At 65.2% G+C, this 18490-nt stretch carries 17 protein-coding genes and 1 pseudogene; 5 read left to right on the top strand and 13 right to left on the bottom strand.

The genetic code is table 11. The features are described from left to right. Positions 1 to 5: 5 nt before the first annotated feature. The 5 genes from AC1DIX_RS24545 to AC1DIX_RS24565 all read left to right on the top strand — a co-directional run bounded on the left by AC1DIX_RS24545 (position 6) and on the right by AC1DIX_RS24565 (position 5969). Positions 6 to 1016 carry an SIS domain-containing protein gene (locus tag AC1DIX_RS24545; RefSeq protein WP_477328021.1) on the top strand — a complete coding sequence of 337 codons (1011 nt, stop codon included), beginning with the start codon at positions 6 to 8 and terminating at the stop codon, positions 1014 to 1016. 7 nt (positions 1017 to 1023) lie between these two features. Next, a complete protein-coding gene (nagZ, locus tag AC1DIX_RS24550; protein WP_477328013.1) occupies positions 1024 to 2502 on the top strand; it encodes a beta-N-acetylhexosaminidase in 1479 nt (492 codons plus the stop codon). 144 nt (positions 2503 to 2646) lie between these two features. After that, entirely contained in the window at positions 2647 to 3951 is a 1305-nt protein-coding gene (locus tag AC1DIX_RS24555; RefSeq protein WP_477253923.1) for a tetratricopeptide repeat protein, read from the top strand. 148 nt (positions 3952 to 4099) lie between these two features. Further along, positions 4100 to 5167 (top strand): flavodoxin family protein, encoded by a 1068-nt coding sequence (locus AC1DIX_RS24560; RefSeq protein WP_477328014.1) that lies wholly within the window; start codon positions 4100 to 4102, stop codon positions 5165 to 5167. 61 nt (positions 5168 to 5228) lie between these two features. After that, positions 5229 to 5969, top strand: a complete 741-nt coding sequence (locus tag AC1DIX_RS24565) for a GntR family transcriptional regulator (protein WP_442124600.1) — start codon at positions 5229 to 5231, stop codon at positions 5967 to 5969. Positions 5970 to 6011: 42 nt separating this feature from the next. Here the strand turns inward: AC1DIX_RS24565 and AC1DIX_RS24570 are convergent, their stop codons facing one another. The 13 genes and pseudogenes from AC1DIX_RS24570 to AC1DIX_RS24630 all read right to left on the bottom strand — a co-directional run. Then, positions 6012 to 6803 carry an SDR family oxidoreductase gene (locus AC1DIX_RS24570; RefSeq protein WP_442124601.1) on the bottom strand — a complete coding sequence of 264 codons (792 nt, stop codon included), beginning with the start codon at positions 6801 to 6803 and terminating at the stop codon, positions 6012 to 6014. A 204-nt stretch (positions 6804 to 7007) separates the two neighbouring features. Then, the gene (locus tag AC1DIX_RS24575; protein ID WP_477328015.1) at positions 7008 to 9800 is read right to left on the bottom strand and encodes a M16 family metallopeptidase; all 2793 of its coding nucleotides are present in this window, start codon (positions 9798 to 9800) and stop codon (positions 7008 to 7010) included. Positions 9801 to 9971: 171 nt separating this feature from the next. Further along, positions 9972 to 10439, bottom strand: coding sequence for a CBS domain-containing protein (locus tag AC1DIX_RS24580; protein WP_477328016.1), 468 nt, complete (start codon positions 10437 to 10439; stop codon positions 9972 to 9974). A gap of 129 nt (positions 10440 to 10568) precedes the next feature. Continuing rightward, positions 10569 to 10919: a DUF3579 domain-containing protein gene (locus AC1DIX_RS24585; protein WP_477328017.1), complete on the bottom strand. Its 351-nt coding sequence runs from the start codon at positions 10917 to 10919 to the stop codon at positions 10569 to 10571. A 107-nt stretch (positions 10920 to 11026) separates the two neighbouring features. Continuing rightward, positions 11027 to 11986 carry a CobD/CbiB family protein gene (locus AC1DIX_RS24590; protein ID WP_477328018.1) on the bottom strand — a complete coding sequence of 320 codons (960 nt, stop codon included), beginning with the start codon at positions 11984 to 11986 and terminating at the stop codon, positions 11027 to 11029. An 88-nt stretch (positions 11987 to 12074) separates the two neighbouring features. Beyond that, positions 12075 to 12740 (bottom strand): CoA pyrophosphatase, encoded by a 666-nt coding sequence (locus AC1DIX_RS24595; protein ID WP_442124606.1) that lies wholly within the window; start codon positions 12738 to 12740, stop codon positions 12075 to 12077. Between the two features lie 62 nt (positions 12741 to 12802). Beyond that, positions 12803 to 13183 carry a 50S ribosomal protein L19 gene (gene rplS / locus AC1DIX_RS24600; RefSeq protein ID WP_258844539.1) on the bottom strand — a complete coding sequence of 127 codons (381 nt, stop codon included), beginning with the start codon at positions 13181 to 13183 and terminating at the stop codon, positions 12803 to 12805. A 111-nt stretch (positions 13184 to 13294) separates the two neighbouring features. After that, entirely contained in the window at positions 13295 to 14056 is a 762-nt protein-coding gene (trmD, locus tag AC1DIX_RS24605) for a tRNA (guanosine(37)-N1)-methyltransferase TrmD (RefSeq protein WP_442124607.1), read from the bottom strand. Positions 14057 to 14082: 26 nt separating this feature from the next. Continuing rightward, a complete protein-coding gene (rimM, locus tag AC1DIX_RS24610) occupies positions 14083 to 14616 on the bottom strand; it encodes a ribosome maturation factor RimM (protein WP_442124613.1) in 534 nt (177 codons plus the stop codon). 56 nt (positions 14617 to 14672) lie between these two features. Then, positions 14673 to 14921, bottom strand: a complete 249-nt coding sequence (gene rpsP, locus AC1DIX_RS24615; RefSeq protein WP_442124608.1) for a 30S ribosomal protein S16 — start codon at positions 14919 to 14921, stop codon at positions 14673 to 14675. Between the two features lie 521 nt (positions 14922 to 15442). After that, complete coding sequence (locus AC1DIX_RS24620; protein WP_477328019.1) at positions 15443 to 16165, bottom strand: hypothetical protein; 723 nt, start codon at positions 16163 to 16165, stop codon at positions 15443 to 15445. A 209-nt stretch (positions 16166 to 16374) separates the two neighbouring features. Next, the gene (locus tag AC1DIX_RS24625) at positions 16375 to 18177 is read right to left on the bottom strand and encodes an acyl-CoA dehydrogenase (RefSeq protein ID WP_477328020.1); all 1803 of its coding nucleotides are present in this window, start codon (positions 18175 to 18177) and stop codon (positions 16375 to 16377) included. A 150-nt stretch (positions 18178 to 18327) separates the two neighbouring features. Beyond that, positions 18328 to 18490: pseudogene (locus AC1DIX_RS24630) on the bottom strand (electron transfer flavoprotein subunit alpha/FixB family protein); the annotation flags it as partial.

The raw sequence follows: 18490 nt of genomic DNA on the forward strand, positions 1-18490 counted from the left end.
CGCTGATGCTGGAAGAAGCCAAGTCCGCCGCCCATTGCGTCGCCCTGCAACTGTCGAACGAAGTCGATCGTTATGCGGAACTCGGCCGCCAGCTACGCGCCGCCACCTTCAACAACGTGGTGACGGTGGCGCGCGGCAGCTCGGACCACGCCTCCAGCTACTTCGCCTACCTGACCATGGCGCGCCTGGGCCGCCTGGTGACCTCGCTGCCGATGTCGCTGGTGACCCTGTATAAATCGCCGCTGCAGACCCGGGGCACGCTGGCGGTGTCGATCTCGCAGTCGGGCCAAAGCCCGGACGTGGTCGAGCCGATCCGCTACTTCCGCGACGGCGGCGCCACCACGGTCGCGCTGGTCAACGACATCGAGTCGCCACTGGCCAAGGCTGCCGAATGGGCGATGCCGCTGCATGCCGGCAAAGAGAAGAGCGTGGCCGCCACCAAGAGCTTCATCACCAGCCTCACCGCCGGCGCCCGCCTGGTGGCCGAATGGCAAGGTGATGCCGAGCTGAAGGACGGCCTGCGCGCCCTGCCCGACGCCCTGCAGCTTGCCACCGAAACCGATTGGTCGAAGGCGATCGAGATCCTGGCCCCGGCCCGCAACATCATGGTGGTCGGCCGCGGCATCAGCTTCCCGGTGGCGCTGGAATCGGCCCTGAAATTCAAGGAGACCTCGGCCCTGCAGGCGGAAGCCTTCTCCGGCGCCGAGATCAAGCACGGCCCGATGGCGCTGATCGAGGAAGGCTATCCCCTGCTGATCTTCGCGACCCGCGGCCCTGCCCAGGCTGGCCTGGTGGCGCTGGCCGAAGAGATGCGCGGACGCGGCGCGCGCGTGCTGCTGGCGGCGCCGCAGGACGTGGCCGGCCGCGACCTCGACCTGCCGGTGGCGTCGACCCCGGACCTCGACCCGATCGTGGCGATCCAGGCCTTCTACGTGATGGCGGCGGGCCTGGCGAAGGCGCGCGGCCTGAACCCGGACCAGCCGCGCCACCTCAGCAAAGTCACCAGGACCAACTAAGCGCATCATGAACGATTACCGCAAACTCGCCGGCCAGCTGATCATGATCCGGCTGTTCGGCACGGACCTGGATGCGGACACCGCCGCCTTCATCCGCGAGAACGCCATCCGCGGCGCCTGCCTGTTCCGCCAGAACATGACGGACGCGGCGCAACTCACCCGTTTCAATACCGATCTGCGTGAAGCGATGGGCCCGGCCGCCCTGATCGCCCTCGACCAGGAAGGCGGCGCCGTGGTGCGCTCGCTGTGGGTGCCGCCGCCGCCGTCGGCGATGGCGCTGGGCGCGGCCAACGATACGATGCTGGCGAAGGAAGTCGGCGCCGCCGTCGCCCGCGCCGTGAAGTCCATGGGCTTCAACTGGAACTTCGCGCCGGTGCTGGACCTGAACAACAACCCGCTGAACCCGGTCATCGCCGAGCGCTCCTTCGGCGCCGATCCGGAACGCGCGGCCGAGCTGGCGATGGCCTGGATGGACGGCAGCGAATCCGAGGGCGTGGCCTGCTGCGTCAAGCACTTCCCCGGCCATGGCGACACCCACGTCGACTCGCACCGCGACCTGCCGCAAGTCGACAAGGAACTGGCGGAGCTCGAGCGTTTCGAGTTCGCGCCCTTCCGCGCCGCCGCGCCGCACGCGCCGGCCGTCATGACCGCCCACATCGTCTACCCGGCGCTGGATCCGCACAACCCGGCCACCATGTCGCGCGCCATCCTGACGGACCTGCTGCGCGAGAAGATGGGCTATCAGGGCGTGATCATCACCGACGGCATGGACATGCACGCGATCGCGCACCGCTACAGCGCCGGCCAGGCCGCCGTGAATGCGCTGGTGGCCGGCGCCGACATGGTGATGGCGATCGGCAGCCGCGAGACCCAGCAGGAGACCCTGGACGCGATCGCCGCCGCGATTGCCGACGGCACCCTGTCCCTGGCGGAGGTGCAGGCCCGGCTGGACCGCCTGGACAAGCTGGCGCAGGCGCATCCGGCCGGCAGCGTCCCCTACGCCCTTGACGCGGCGGACCGCGCCCTGATGGCGCGCGCCTGGCGCCGCGCCCTCACCGCACGCGGGACGCCATCCCGTCCGGCTCCCGGCAGCAAGATCCGCCTGGTCGCGCGCCAGGACGTGGTCAGCGACGGCGTGTCGGAAGCCGGCGTGCCGGCGGCGAACATCGCCGCCTCGCTCGGCAAACTGTACGAGGTCGAGCTGCTGACCTTTGCCGATCCGGAAGCCTTCGACTGGCAGGCGCTGCCGCAGGACGGCCGCTTCACGGTGCTGGCCTCGACTTCGCGCCGCCGCTACGGCGCGCACGCACGCGCCAGCTGGACACCCGACCTCCACCTCGCGCTGTGGAATCCCTACCAGGCGCTGGACTTCGGCGCCCCGGCCCTGATGACCTACGGCTTCGCGCCGCCGGCGCTGGAAGCCGTGAATGCCTGGCTGGCCGGAGAGATCGAGGCAGAGGGCGTGTGCCCAGTGCCTGGCTTCTAAAGCTTGCCTTTATGCATCTGACGTAACCCATTGTAACGACGCGCTTGCCGCAGCCCGGCCTGCGGCACAATTGTCCGGCCCCCTTATTCCAGTTTGTGGGACAATGCACGCTTTGTCCGAGTTACCAAAAGAGAAGGATTATTCATGTCCCAATTCCGTTTTGCCCGCCTTGCCCTGATGCTGGCCGCTATCGGCCTGAACGCTGCACCGGCACTCACGCACAGCGCCTACGCGCAAGACAAGAACGATCAGGCAGCCGCCGCACAGCCGAAGCCGGACACCGTCCGCCCGGACTTGTTCAAGCTGCTCGACTCGGCCCAGATCAAGCCGCTGATGGACGCGAAGAACTATACCGAAGTCCAGAACCGCGTTGCCCAGGCCGAGGCCTTCCCGGACAAGACCCCGTATGAAACCTATGTGCTGAACCGCCTGAAGCTGTCGCTGGCAACCGCCACCAACAACGACCAGGCGTCGATCGCGGCCCTGGAAGCCATCCTGGCCTCGGGCAAGCTGCCGGCAGCCGACAAGCCCCAGTTCACCCAGGCCCTGGCCGGCATGTACTACAACGCCAAGAACTATCCGAAGGCGATCGAGTGGTTCAAGCGCTTCCAGGAAGAAAACCCGAATTCGGACGCCGCCACCGCGCCGCTGATCCGTTCCTACTACCTGAGCAACGACTTCGCCGGCGCGATGAAGCTGCTGCGTCCGCAGCTGGAAGCCGCCGCAAAAGCCGGCAAGACGCCGTCGAACGAAGACCTGCGCCTGTAYGCCTCGGCCGCCAACCGCGTCAAGGATGATGCCGCCTACCTGTACGGCCTCGAGCAGCTGATCACCTACTATCCGAACGACGACTACTGGATGGACGTGATCAGCCGCGGCATCGTGCGCAAGCCGGGCTTCCAGGAAGCCAACATCACCGACGTCCTGCGCCTCGAATTCGCGGCCGTCAAAGTCATGACGCCGGAGATGTACAACGAACTGGCCGAACTGGCGCTGAAGGACGGTTTCCCGACCGAAGCCAAGAAGGTCGTGGACGCAGGCTACGCCGCCGGCGCACTGGGCACCGGCAGCAGCGCCGCCCAGCACCGCCAGCTGCGCGACCGCGCCACCAGGGAAGCCGCCAACGATGCCAAGAACATCGCCTCGGGCGAAGCCTCGGCCTCCAAGTCGAAGACCGGCGCCGGCCTGGTCAACCTGGGCTGGGCTTACGTGACCATGGACCAGTTCGACAAGGGCATCGGCTTCATCGAACAGGGTATCGCCAAGGGTGGCCTGAAGTCGCCTGACGAAGCCAAGCTGCGCCTGGGCATGGCCTACATGCGCGCCGGCCAGAAGGACAAGGCGATTGCAACCTTCCAGTCCGTGAAAGCGGGCGGCGGCCTGTCCGACGCCGCCAAGTACTTCATCGTATTGGCGAACCACCCTAACCCGGGCGGCAACAACAAGTAATCCACGATACGGCGCGCATGCGGTTGACGCCGGAAGGCGGTGCGGTCCCCGGGGCCGCGCCGCCTTTTTCGTTTCAGCGTTAGCTGGCGTACCGGCCCGGCCATGAGCGCGGTCCATAATCCGATGGACATCATTCCGGGGACCGCTCATGACCACCGTACGCAAGGGCCAGGCGCCCGCCAAGCTCGACCGCGACGAATTCCGCCTGCGCTTCTCGCGCAACTTCTTCGATCCCCTCTACGAAAACGTCGGCCACGAACTGGCGGCCGTCGAGGAAATCGCCTGGCAGGCCTATACCGGCTCGCACAAGGCGCCGGTGACGGTGAAGGCGGGACCGGGCTATGCCGACCCGGACTACGATCTCTCGGTCGAGTGGAAGGACGCCCACGACCGCCTGCTGGCCGCCGAGGCGAAGCAGAAGGATCCGAACACGCTCAGCCGCATCCTGCTGATCAACGGCGCGGCGCGCAACGACGGCAGTTGCCCCAGCGAGATTTCGAAGACCTGGCGCCTGGCCAGGATGTGCGAAGAAATCCTGCTGGCCGAAGGCTTCGATACCGACCTGCTCGACCTGTCCCGCATCATTTCCGACTTCGACCGCCACATCCATCCCTGTAAAGCCTGCGTGTCCACGGCGATGCCGCTATGCCACTGGCCCTGCAGCTGCTACCCGAACCACTCGCTGCACCAGAACAACGACTGGATGAACGAGATCTACGAGAAATGGGTATCGGCCCACGGCATCATCATCCTGACCCCGGTCTACTGGTACCAGTCGCCCTCGGTGCTGAAGCTGATGATCGACCGCCTGGTCTGCGCCGACGGCGGCAATCCCGACCCCAGCTCGACCCACGGCAAGGAAGCCGGGGAAGCCAAGGAACTCGAGAAGAACTGGGACTATCCGAAACACCTGGCCGGCCGCGCCTACGGGCTGGTGGTGCATGGCGACGTTGCCGGCATCGAGGGCACGCGCCGCTCGCTGTCCGACTGGCTGGACTGGATGGGGCTGATCTCGTCGAGTCCCACTGCCCTGCTCGACCGTTTCGTCGGCTATTACGAATCGTATGCCGACAGCCACGAGACCCTCGACCGCGACACCGCCTTCCAGGAGGAAGTGCGCAACGTGGCGCGCGCGGTGGGCATGGCGGTGCGCGACATCCGCTCGGGCAAGCGGGTAGAGGCCGACCGCGGATTGCAGAATCCGCGCCCGAAATAGCCTTCTCGGCAAGCGGTCTTTTTTTGGTATTATCGGCGGATTCACACAGACCTTTCGCCGCATGTCCTCTCTCGCGCAGTTGATGCACCACCTTTCCGCCACCAGCAACCTGCCGCTCTACCAGCAGTTGCAGCGCGCCCTGCGCGAAGCGATCGACCGCGGCCTCTACGGCCCGGCCGAGGCACTGCCGGCGGAGCGCCAGCTGGCGTCCGAACTGGACATTTCGCGCATCACGGTGCGCAAGGCGATCGACGGCCTGGTCGAGGAAGGTTTACTGGTACGCCGACCGGGATCGGGCAACTTCATCAATACCCGCATCGAGAAGAATTTCGCCAAGCTGACCTCGTTCTCCGAAGACATGCGCTCGCGCGGACGCACGCCGCGCAGCGTCTGGCTGAAACGTTCGGAAGGGACGGTCACGCCGGAAGAGGCGCTGCGCCTGCGGCTGTCGCCGGGCGCCGCGGTGTACCGCTTCAACCGCATCCGCTACGCCGACGACATGCCGATGTGCCTGGAATACGCGACCATCGCCGCCTCCGCCCTGCCCTCGCTGGATGCGGTCGACACCTCGATGTACGAGGCGCTGGAAGCGGCCGGCAAGCGCCCGGTGCGGGCGCTGCAGAGATTGTCGGCCCTGCTGCTGAATGCCGAGCAGGCCAAGCTGCTGCAGTCGAAGGAAGGCGATGCCGGGCTGTGCGTGGAACGGCTGGGCTTCTTGCCGGACGGGCAGGCGGTGGAGTTTTGCCGTTCCTATTTCCGCGGCGATATGTACGATTTCGTGGCGGAGTTGAGCGCGACGTGAGGTGCGGCGTGGTGGGCGACGCCCCCACGTCCGCGCATCGAATTACATCGCGGTCAGGCCGCCATCGATGGCCAATTGATGACCGGTAACGAAGGACGCCTGCTCCGAACACAGCCACAAAGCCGCGCTGGCGATTTCCGCCGGCTCGGCGATGCGCCCCATCGGGTGGGCCGCCTTCAGCTTCCTGTCGCGGCCCGGTTCGCGCTCGAGCATACGGGCCAGCATCGGGGTCTTGACGGCGCCCGGGCACAGGCTGTTCACGCGGATGCCGGATTTCGCGTATTCCACGGCCGCGGTCCTGGTCAGGCCGACCACGGCATGCTTGGAGGCCGCGTAGATGGCGCGGTTCGGCGCCGCCACCAGGCCGCCGGCGTCGGCCACGTTGCAGATGACGCCGCCGCCTTCCTGGTTCAGCATCTGGCGCAGCTGGCTCTTCATGCACAGCCAGACGCCCTTGACGTTGACGTTCATGATGCGCTCGAACTGCTCGTCGTCGCCTTCGGCCAGCGGCAGGGATTCTTCCTCGATGCCGGCGCCGTTGACGGCGACGTCGATGCGGCCGTAGTGCGAAACCGCCTTGTCGATCAGCGCTTCGACCTCCTGGGCGACCGTTACATTCGTTTTAACAAATAAAGCCTTGCCGCCCGCTTCGACGATCAAGGCGGCGGTCATGTGGCCGCCGTCGATGGAAGTATCCGCGACGACCACGCAGGCGCCCGCGCGTCCGAATGCGAGCGCCATCGCGCGTCCCAGGCCACTGGACGCGCCGGTTACCAGCACAACCTTGCCGGCGTAAGAGATCCCGCTCGGCGGTGGTTTGGTCATGCCCTTCATGATGCATCCTTCACAATATCTTGGCGCAATGTTTGCTGCCTACTAGAAACACTGCCAGCAGGCAACATCATAGCGCCCGCACCGGGCATTGACCAAGTATCTCAACCATTTCTTTAAATTCTAAACGGCTGAGTGTTGCATTCATGCGCCCCCTCGGGCCCCCTCGGGCCCGAGGGGGCCCGTTCAGGCTCATTTGGGCTCAGCCTACTTTGCCGGCTTGGCCTTGGCCTGGTCGCCGGCCATGACGACCGACAATTTCGCCGGGTCGATGGCCTTGCGGAAGGCAGCGTTCAGCTGGGGCAAGGTGACGGCCATCATGCGTTTTTCGAAATCGGCCGACCATTCATAGGTCTTGTCGCGGTACAGGTAGGACGTCCAGCCGGCCGCCAGCGTGCCGTCGTCGGCGCGGTTCTGGACCCTCTGTTGCATGAGACCGGATTTGGCCCCGGCGAGTTCCGCAGCAGTGAAGCCATCCTTGAGCGCGCGCGCCAGCTCCTCGCGCACGGCGACGTCGACCTTGGCCAGGTTCTGCGGCGCGGCGATGGCACTGATGCCGAACATGCCGGCGCGGTCCCACTCGCCCGCCGACAGCTGGGTACCGCCGCCATAGGACAGGCCCTCCTTCTGGCGGATGCGGTCCAGCAGGCGCGATTTCAGCCCGCCGCCACCGCCGAAGATGTAATCGGCCAGCATCAGCGCCGGGTAGTCGGGATCGTCGACGTTCAGGTCGAGATTCATACGCGCGGCGTAGAACCCGTTCTCCTTGTCGGGCGCGTTCAACGTTTCATGTATGGGCTTGATGTCCGCATACTTGCGCAGCACGGGCGCCACGTGCATTGGCGCCTTCCACTGTCCGAACAGCTGGTCGACAAGGGGCACGATGGCCTTGTCGTCGAAGTCGCCGACGATGGCCAGCTCGGCCGGATTGCTGCCGTAGTAGTCGCGGTGGAAGGCCTTCAACTGGTCCAGGGTCGCAGCCTTGATGTCAGCGATGTCCTCGTCGAGCGTGGTCTCGTGGCGGACGTCGCCCTTCGGATAGATGTCGAAATGCTCGTTCAGGGCGCGCGAAGCCAGGTTCGGCGGTTCGGCGCGGCTGGCCTCCAGGGCCACCAGCGACTGCTGCCGCAGCTGCTCGAACTCGGCCGCCGGGAAGCTCGGCTCCTTCAGCACGTGGGCCACCAGCTTCAAGGCTTCCGGCAGGTTCTCACGGGTGGTCTGGAAATGGGTCAGGCCGCCGGCCACCTTCAGCTTTTCGAAAGCGTCGGCCAGCTGCACGCGGTCATACCTGGTCGTGCCGCGGGTCAGCATCGCCGCCGTCAGGCCCGGCACCGCGCCCTTGCCGAACAGGTTCTGCTCGTCGCCGAAGTGCTGGCGCAGGTCGACCGTGACGGTCTGGCCGCGGTTCTTCTTCGGCAGCAAGGCCAGCTTGACGCCGCCCGCCGTGGTGAGCGTCGTGCGCTTCATGATGTTGGCCTGGCTCGGCTCGAAGTCCTCGGCGCTCAGGGTCGAGGCTTGCGGCTTGAAGTCCTTCAGCAGGCTTTCCACGCTGGGCGCCGGCGGGATCACGGCGCGCTGCGCTTGATCGTCCGGCAGGAAGGTGCCGGTGATGCGGTTGTCGCGCTTGAAGTAGCGGGCCGACACTTCTGCGACCTGCTGGGCCGTGACCTTCTCGACCTTGTCGCGTCCGACGAAGAACAGGCGCCAGTCGCCCAGGGCGATGGTGTCGGACAGCGCGACGCCCACCTGCTGCGGGTCGTTCAGGCTGCGCTCGATGCTGTTCAGGTAGGACAGCCTGGTGCGCTGCATCTCCTCGGGCGTGGGCGGATGCTTGCTGAAATCCTCGACCGCTTCCGTGAGTGCTGCACGCACCGGCTCGATCGGCTCGCCCTTCTTCACCACGGCGCCGAAGTACTGCAGGCCCGGCGCGTAACCGGTCTGGGCGAAGGAAAACACCTGGCTGGCCTTGCCGGTCTCGACCAGCAGCTTGTGCAGGCGGCCGGTCGGCACGTCGCCGAGGATGGTCGAGGAGAAGCTCAGCACGTCGCTGTCGTCGTGCAGGCCGGACGGCACGTGGTAGGCCACGGCGACGATCTGGACGTCGCCCTGGCGCCGCACGGTGAAGCTGCGGTCGCCGTCCTGGGTCGGCTCGACGGTCCAGAATTCCGGCAGCGTGCGCTTGGGTTTCGGGATCGCGCCGAACAGCTTGCTGATCGAGCGCAGGGTCTGGCTGGGGTCGAACTTGCCGGCCACCAACAGCACAGCATTGTCCGGCTGGTAATAAGTGCGATAGAAATTCTGCAGGTTCGAGATCTTGACGTTCTCGATGTCGCTCTTGTTGCCGATGGTTGCGCGGCCATAGGCGTGCCAGTCGTAGGCGACGCTCTGCATGCGCTTCATCAGCACCGCGCCGGGCGAGTTCTCCCCGTTCTCGTATTCGTTGCGCACGACCGTCATCTCGGAATCGAGGTCCTTCCTGGCGATGAAGGAATGGGTCATGCGGTCGGCTTCCATCTCCAGCGCCCACTGGAGGTTTTCCGGCGAGGCCTGGAAGACTTCGTAATAATTGGTGCGGTCCAGCGAGGTGGTGCCGTTGAACTGCATGCCGCGGTTGGAGAATTGCTGGACGATGTCGCGGTGCCTGGCCGCGCCCTTGAACATCAGATGCTCCAGCAGGTGGGCCATGCCGGTTTCGCCGTAGTTCTCGTGGCGCGAGCCGACTAGGTAAGTGACGTTGACGGTGACGGTCGGGCGCGAGGAATCCGGGAACAGCAGCACCTTCAGGCCGTTCGGCAGCCGGTATTCGGTGATGCCCTCGACCGAGGGCCCCTGCACCACGCCTTTCGGCCGGGCCGCGATCGGCGGGGCCGCGTTCGGCCGGGCCGCGTTCGGCGGCGCACTGGGCGCCAGCTGGGACCAGGCCGGCGCGGCGGCCACGAAGGCCAGGCCGCCGACGATCACATATGCGGCCACGCCGCGCTGCAGGAAGCTCGAGCTCATGTCACCCCGTCTGTCAGTATCTGTCTGTCATGTCTGCCGCACAAGGCTTGCGCGACAGCACAGCATGGTAACAGAGGCCGACTTAGGGCTGGCTTACCGCTTGTCAACGTCGAGCCCCCTGTCGGTTAGTTGCAAATTACCGGGAACTGAGCAGGCCTCGCAGGCTGGTTTTTACTGCCGGGCCCGCCTTTCGTGCTGTTGCTGGTAGGGACTGATGCGCGACAGCTCTTCCATCTCCTCGGCCAGGAAGGTCAGGAGATCGTCGGCGCTGACGATGCCGGCCAGCGTCCCGCTGTCGGACACGACCGGCACGCGCCRGATGCCGCGCAGGCGCATGCGCTCGATGGTGGCGTAGATGTCGTCGTTTTCGCCGGCGGTGAGCAGATCGTCGGTCATGATGTCGCCCACTTGCAGGCCGAGGGGATCGAGGCCGAGGGCGATGACGGAAACCACGATGTCGCGGTCGGTGACGATGCCGACGGGTATGCGCTCGCCGTCCGGCTCGTCGACCACGATGAGGTCGCCGACATGGTGCTTGCGCATGAGGAAGGCCGCACCTTGCACGCTCTCGTCGCGGGAGCAGCAGACGGTGTCCGTAGTGCTGAGCTTGCCGACTTCCATGGCATCCTCCGTCGTCAAGCGCTCATTCTAGCACCGCAAATCAGGAATAGGATACCGAGCGCCTGAGAAAGCGCCCCGGGCAAGGCGCGCGGACGAAGACAGTACGCAAGCACGGCGAGCCGGCGCAACGCCGCCATGGCGGCCTTATCAGGCGCTCGGCTTCTTTTCGCCCGGCGGCGGGACGTAGCAGGCGTCGACCATCTGCAGGTCGTTGTCCTTGGCAAAGTTCACCACGAAGTGGTAAGCCAGGGGCTCGACATTCTTGAGGGCGTTATTGACCACCACGGACTTGACGCCGTTGACGATGGTCGGATGGACGTAGGGAGAGAACTTCAAGTGGGCATTCGGTCCGCCGCTGCCCGCCGGCCGGAAGCACGACATGACACCGCACAGACGCTCTGCCCAGTCACTCGGGCGGAACTGCMTGCCCTTACTCGTTACGCCGAGAATGAAGAATTCGTCGGCGTGTTCTTTCCCGGTTTGCGGTAAATCGGCCATAGTGCGGCTTACTGAAACATGAAGCGTGGATGAGAACAACCCCAGTATTATATCTTATAGAAGACCTGCGGACGAGACTTTACAGCCTCGTCCTCTTCCGGGAGTGTTCAACCAAGCAAGACCGCGCCGGAAAGCAGGAGCAGGAGCAGCATCCATAATAACAGCGCACGCCAGACCAGGCCGACGGTGCTCTGTAGTGCGCGCACGTTCGGCTCCTCGCCCGGCAGCACGTCGGCCTCGCTGTCGGAGAGGTCGACGGTGGCGGCGTCCGCCGGCAGGACCCGGGGCGCGGTCTCGTTCGGCGAGCCGAGGCGCACGCCCATGGCGCCGCCGCCGGCCGCCAGGATGATGCCCTTCGACTCGTCGGCCCAGCGGCCGGCAAAATTGCGCCAGGCATAGATCGCGTCCTCGAAATTGCCGACCACGGCGAAGGCGATCGCCGTCAGCCGCACCGGAATCCAGTCGATCCAGTAGAAAGCGCGGGCCGCGAACTGGCCGAAGGCCTCGTTGCGCATGTGGTCGGGCTCGTTCCAGGCGCGCGCCAGGTATTCGGACACGCGGTACATCACGGCGCAGGCCGGGCCCAGCGGCATCAGGAACCAGAAGAACACGCCGAACACGTTGCGGTGGGTCGTGATCAGCGATTTCTCGACGGCCAGGCGGGCGATCTCGGTACTGTCCATGCCGACCGTGTCGACCTTGGTCCAATCGGCAAGCAGGGTGCGCGCGGTGGGCTCGTCGCCGGCGTTCAGGGCGAACTGGATCGAGGTGAAGTAATGGCTGTAATGGCGGAAACCGAGGGTCAGGTAGACGATCAGCACGTTCCAGGCAAAGGCCGCGAACACGAAGCCGTAGTACATCAGCACCCAGTAGATGACGGCGGTCGGCACCATCAGGATGCCCATCATCAGGAACCAGCCCAGCCGGCCATGGCTCACCTGGCCGGCATTGAACCAGGCTTCGATGCGCATGGCGAAGCGCTTGATCTCGGCGTAGATCTGGTTATCCGCGCGCAGCGGCTTCAACTGCTCGATCAGCAGCGCGCACAGAATGGAGAAAAAGGTCATTCACGTTCCTTTGAATTGTTGCCAGACTTCATTGCCCGCTACGATAGCGCAGTGGACGCAATCAATCAAATACGGATCCGCTGAATTTTTAAGCTCGCAGCAAATGGAACAGGTTGCGCAGCATGCCGGCCGTCGCGCCCCAGATGAAGAAGCGCTCGTAAGGCATGGCGTAGAAGCTGCGCCTGCCCGCCCCTTCCGGCAGCTCGAAAGACATGCGCTGGTGGTTCATGCCGTCCATCAGGAAGGACAGCGGCACTTCGAAGATCTCGGCGACCTCATTCGATTCCGCGATCAGTTCGAAGGGCGGCGTGACCAGGCCGATCACCGGCGTCACCAGGTAGCTGGAGGCGGTGATGTGGTCGGGCAGCACGCCGATGATCTCGACGTGGCGGCGCGCCAGGCCGATCTCTTCCTCGGTTTCGCGCAGGGCGGTTTCGATGGACGAGGAATCCAGCTCTTCGGCACTGCCGCCGGGAAAGCTGATCTGGCCGCCATGGTTGTTCAGGTGGGCGGTGCGCTGGGTCAGCAGGACCGTCAGGCCCTCGGGGCGCTGGACAATGGGCACCAGCACGGCGGCGCGGCGCAGCTTGGGGAAGCGCTCGCGCAAGTCGTTCGGCAGCTCGGGCATCCACGCCGGCGGATGGGCCAGGCGCTGGCGCAGCCAGTCGGCGCGCAGGCGCTCCGGCGGCAGCGCGGCTTCGCCGGCGATCGAGTCGACGGGCAGGCGCTGGGGATCGAGATGCAGTTTTACCAAAAGGCTTCTCCGGAAAAGAAAAAGGCATCCCTGCGGATGCCTTTTTCAAGCTACTAACGCTATTACTGAGCGGCAGCGGCGGTCTTGCGGGTCGGCAGTTTCTCTTTGATACGTGCCGATTTGCCCGAACGCTCACGCAGATAGTACAGCTTCGCACGGCGCACATCACCACGACGCTTCACTTCGATCGAAGCGATCAGCGGCGAGTACAGCTGGAAGGTACGCTCGACGCCTTCGCCCGACGAGATCTTACGAACGATGAAGTTCGAGTTCAGGCCGCGGTTACGACGCGAGATGACCACGCCTTCGTATGCCTGGGCGCGCTTGCGGTTGCCTTCGACGACGTTGACGCTGACGACAACGGTGTCGCCCGGTGCGAAATCAGGGATATTGCGGCCGAGGCGCGCAATTTCTTCTTGCTCGAGTTGCTGGATCAGATCCATTTTTAACACTCCAATGACCATCGTGCCGGCGCTGTACCAGGTTGCCCGGTAGAGGATGGAATTAAAACATGCGGGTTGTACTACCCGCCGTTGCACCAACATGATGCAATTCTATTCGGCAGCCTTGTCCAGCCCTGCCAGGAACTTCTCGTCGGCCTTGCTCAACTGACCGGCGCTGCGCGCCTTGTCCAGCAGATCGGGCCGTTTCTTCGCGGTCGCCTCCAGCATGCGCTGGCGACGCCACTTCATGATCTCTGCGTGGTTGCCGCCCATCAGCACGGGCGGCACGGCCACGCCTTCATACACTTCCGGACGCGTGTAATGCGGCGAATCCAGCAGGCCGTTGACGAAGCTGTCTTCGACCGCCGAGGCATCGTCGCCCAGCACGCCCGGGATGTGGCGCACCACGGCATCCATCAGCGCCATCGCCGGCAATTCTCCGCCGGACAGCACGAAGTCGCCCAGCGAAATCTCTTCATCGACGCAACGGTCCAGCAGGCGCTGGTCGACCGCTTCGTAGCGGCCGCACAGCACGACAAGCCCGGGCTCGTCCTTCAGCGCCATCACGCGCTCGTGCGTCAGCGGCTTGCCCTGCGGCGACATGAACACCACGCGCGGCGCCGGCAGGCCGAGGTCGATCTGGCGCTGCTTTGCCGCGGCGATCGTCGCTTCGAGGGGCCTGGCCAGCATCACCATGCCGGGACCGCCGCCATAGGGGCGATCGTCCACGGTGCGGTGGCGGTCCTGCGTGAAATCGCGCGGATTCCAGATCGACAGGTTCCACAAGCCCTGCTCGTGCGCGCGCCGGGTCACACCCGACTGCGTCAGCGCGGCAAACATCTCGGGAAACAAGCTCACGACGTCAAACTGCATCGGGATCTCGCTTCAGAAGGATGGGGTCAATAATCCAGGCCCCAGTCCAGGGTAATCAGTCTTGCCTTCAGGTCGACGGTCTTGACGTACTGGTCCACGAAAGGCACCAGGCGCTCTTCAGGCTTGGCGTCGGGCATATCCGGATTCAGGTCCGGCACGATGCGCAGGATGGACTGCGGACCGTTGCTCATCATGTCGGCAATCTTCCCGAGGGCTTCGCCCTGCAGGTTCACGGCATCCAGGCCGATCAGGTCCGACCAGTAGTATTCGTCTTCCGGCAGTTCCGGAAAATCCGCCCGCGACACCTGCACCGTGGCACCCTTCAGGGCCTCGGCGAGACTGCGGTCGGTGACATCGACCAGGGTGGCGGTCACATCGCCACTATGGTACTTCGCGCTGCGCACCTGCACGGGACGCAGCGCCGGCTTGTCGAGCCACCAGGTTTTCACGTTCAGCAGCGCATCGGCATCCGCCGAGTACGGCGCGATGCGGATGCCACCCCGGATCCCGTAGGCGCCGGTGATGTGCCCGACCTGTACCAGGTCGTCAGGGATTGCTATTGAATCGGTCAAACCAGTAAAACTTTCGCAGACTTGGTAATTAGTGCGGGGACTAATTACGCAGCGACTTGCTGGCCAGCGACCAGGCGAGCAACGGTCGGCGACAGTTGTGCGCCAACGCCTTGCCAGTAAGCCAGACGGTCAGCGGTGATGTTCAGGCCAACTTCCTTGCCCGAAGCCATCGGGTTGTAGTAGCCGATGCGCTCGATGAAACGGCCATCGCGACGGTTGCGCGAGTCGGTTGCAACGATGTTGTAGAACGGGCGCTTCTTGGCACCACCACGAGCTAAACGAATAACGACCATAATATTTCCAAAAAATTGTGCTGGACGGAGAAAGCCGACGATTATAGCGCGCCGCGCCGTGCCTCAGCAAGCGTTTGTCAAAAAAATAAAAACCCGGCGCGCAGACCGGCCGAATCCAGCATTATCGCCTATTTTTCCCAACAACGCTACATCGACGGCTGCCCGGCGCATGGCAAGCACCGCCGAAAGCCACGAAAAATGCTGCTTCCGCGGCCGTTTTGGACGATACTTCAATCTTTCCTTTTCACAACAACAAGCCGAGTTCAGCAGTCGATGTCGAACCACAAGAACAAGACCCTCGCCACCGCCCTCGCCTTCCTCCTCGGCGGCCTAGAAATGGGACGCGAAGTTCAACGCCTCGTCCGGCCGCGCATCGCGCTCGAACTGGCCGCTCGCGGTGCTGCTGGTGCTGACCATGCTGGTCGGCGCCACCGGTGTCATCGCGGTGCTGTCACGCCTGTTCGACCTCCTCTACACGGGCGGCGCCTACGGCTGAAGGGTGGCGGCGCCCGGCCCTCGGTCTACAGGGCGGTGGCAGCCCAGTTCCAGCGCGGCACTTCCACCGGCGGCGTACCGACGACGATCACGATCTCCTTGTGAGGCTCGAGCGTGATCGCGGCGGGATCCGTCGTCACGCGCGTGGGCTTTTCATTCTGGATCACGTAGAAGGTCGGCGTACCCGCCAGCCCGGCGACCTGGGCGGCGCTCAGCGGCTGCCCCCATAGCGAGAAGAACTGCCTCAGCGTGAAGACCTTGGGCACCGGGGTCTCGATATGGATCACTCCCGTCATGTCGTGGGTGTGCAGGTCGTAGTGGCAGCTGGTGATCCCGATGTTGGCCGGCACCTGCAGGCGCACCCCATCCCGGTAGATCGAGAGCATCGAATGGATGTGGTAGGCCTCGCTGGTGGCGCAGCCGACACCGTCGACGATCCTGGTCCCGGTGCTGGGCCAGGCCGACCAATGGGCCTGGCTGAGGCGCTCGGCGGCGTTGATGTCGGTGTAGCCCGCCGCGAGCTTGATGTCGGGCGGCGGTGCCGGATCGGCAGGTGGCGGCGGCGTGGTCGGCGGCGGAGGCGGCGGAGGAGGAGGATTGGTGGGCGGGTCGGGGATGGTCGGCGGGGTCGGCGGCAATGGGTCGGTGGCCGGCGTCGACGAGCCGCCGCCGCCACAGGCAGTCAGGGCGGACAGCGCCGCGGCGGCGATGGACAGCCGGAAACTCGTGCAGGACTGGAAAGAAACCATGGGAGCTCCTGTCGGTGGATGATCAGTTCCGATTCTGGACAGGTGGGCCCGCCGACTTTTAGGATTTCTCAAATGCGCCGGTGTCTGGCTCAGCGCTCGGGAAGCTCGCCACAGCTTGTCGATTGGCGCCGGCGCAGGCGACAAATCGAAAAAAAGCGGCGCAAGCGCCGCCTTCGAAGCCGATGGCGCCGGGCGGCGCCGATCTCCGGTCAGAACTGCTCGACGTCCAGCGCCAGCACGCCGGCGCTGCCCTCGACGATCGCATGGCGCAGGCCGCCCGCCTGCGACAGCACGTGGTCGGCGAAGAAGCGGGAGGTGCCGATCTTGGCGCGGTAGAAGGCGGCATCGCCCTCGCCCGCGTCGAGCTTCTGCTGCGCCACCAGGGCCGCGCGCGCCATCTGCCAGCCGCCCAGCACGATGCCGGCCAGCTTCAGGTAGAGCACGCTGCCGGCGAACACGGCGCGCGGCTCGAGCCTGGTATTGGCGACCACGAAGTCGACCACCTGCTCCAGCGCAGCGCTGCCGGCCGCCAGTTGCGAACGGATGGCGGCGAAATCGGCAGAATGCGCGGCGCCCTGGCGCTCGGCCAGTGCAGCCTCGGTGGCGCGGACCTGGGCGATGATGGATTTCGCCACCGCGCCGCCGTCGCGCGCCGTCTTGCGGCCCACCAGGTCGTTGGCCTGGATCGCGGTCGTGCCTTCGTAGATGGTCAGGATCTTGGCGTCGCGGTAGTGCTGGGCCGCGCCGGTCTCTTCGATGAAGCCCATGCCGCCGTGCACCTGCACGCCGTCGCGGGCGACGTTCTCGGACATCTCGGTCGACCAGCCCTTGATGACCGGGACCAGGTATTCGTAGATCGCCAGGTTGGCCTTGCGCACCGACTCGTCCGGATGGCTGTGCGCCAGGTCGCTGTAGGCCGCGCCCACATAGGCCAGCGCACGCGCCGCCTCGGTCTGCGAACGCATCGACATCAGCATGCGGCGCACGTCGGGGTGGTTGATGATGGCGACCGGGCCGCTCGAGCCTTCGACGGCGCGCGACTGCACGCGCTCTTTCGCGAAAGCGACCGCCTGCTGGTAGGCGTGCTCGGCCAGGCCGACGCCCTGCATGCCGACGCCGAAGCGGGCCGCGTTCATCATGATGAACATGTATTCGAGACCGCGGTTTTCCTCGCCCACCAGGGTGCCGATGGCGCCGCCGTGGTCGCCGAACTGCAGCACGGCCGTCGGGCTGGCCTTGATGCCCAGCTTGTGTTCGATCGAGACGCAGTGGGCGTCGTTGCGCTCGCCCAGCGAGCCGTCTTCGTTGACCAGGAACTTCGGCACGATGAACAGCGAGATCCCCTTCACGCCCGGAGGCGCGTCCGGCGTGCGCGCCAGGACCAGGTGGATGATGTTCTCGGCCATGTCGTGCTCGCCGTAGGTGATGAAGATCTTGGTGCCGAAGATCTTGTAGGTGCCGTCGCCCTGGGGCACGGCGCGGGTGCGCACGGCGGCCAGGTCGGAACCGGCCTGCGGCTCGGTCAGGTTCATGGTGCCGGTCCACTTGCCGCTGATGAGCGGCTCGATGAAGCGGGCTTTCTGCTCATCGCTGCCGGCGGTCAGCAGGGCTTCGATGGCGCCGTCGGTCAGCAGCGCGACCAGGGCGAACGCCAGGTTGGCGCCGTGCAGCATCTCCACGCAGGGCGTGGCGACCAGCTTCGGCAGGCCCTGGCCGCCGAATTCCGCCGGGTGCTGCACACCCTGCCAGCCGGCTTCGGCGAAGCCGCGGAAGGCTTCCTTGAAACCCTTCGAGGTGGTGACCTGGCCGTCGTGCCAGAAGCTGGGCTCCTTGTCGGCGGAATGGTTCAGCGGGGCGACCACGCCGCCGCAGAATTTCGCGCTCTCTTCCAGCACCGCTTCGACGGTGTCCGGGGTCGCGTCTTCGCAGCCGGGCAGCTGGTTGATCTCGGCCAGGTTGGCCAGTTCGTTCACCACGAACAGCATATCTTTCAGGGGGGCGTTGTAGCTCACCGTGGTCTCCTTTGTTTCGTTTTACGTATACGTCAATTGTAGGTCGTGAAAAAGGCGGGAACCCAGGTTTTTATATGCAGCGACTGCGTCAAACGCTAGTGATACGCCACGAACTTGGGTTCCCGCCTGCGCGGGGACGACGCTGTGAGCTTAGCCCAGTTCCTTGACCAGCGCCGGCACGACCTCGAACAGGTCGCCGACGATGCCGTAATCGGCCACCGAGAAGATCGGCGCTTCCGGATCCTTGTTGATGGCGACGATGGTCTTCGAGTCCTTCATGCCGGCCAGGTGCTGGATGGCGCCCGAGATGCCG

The sequence above is a fragment of the Massilia sp. 05N420 genome, from assembly GCF_056397205.1.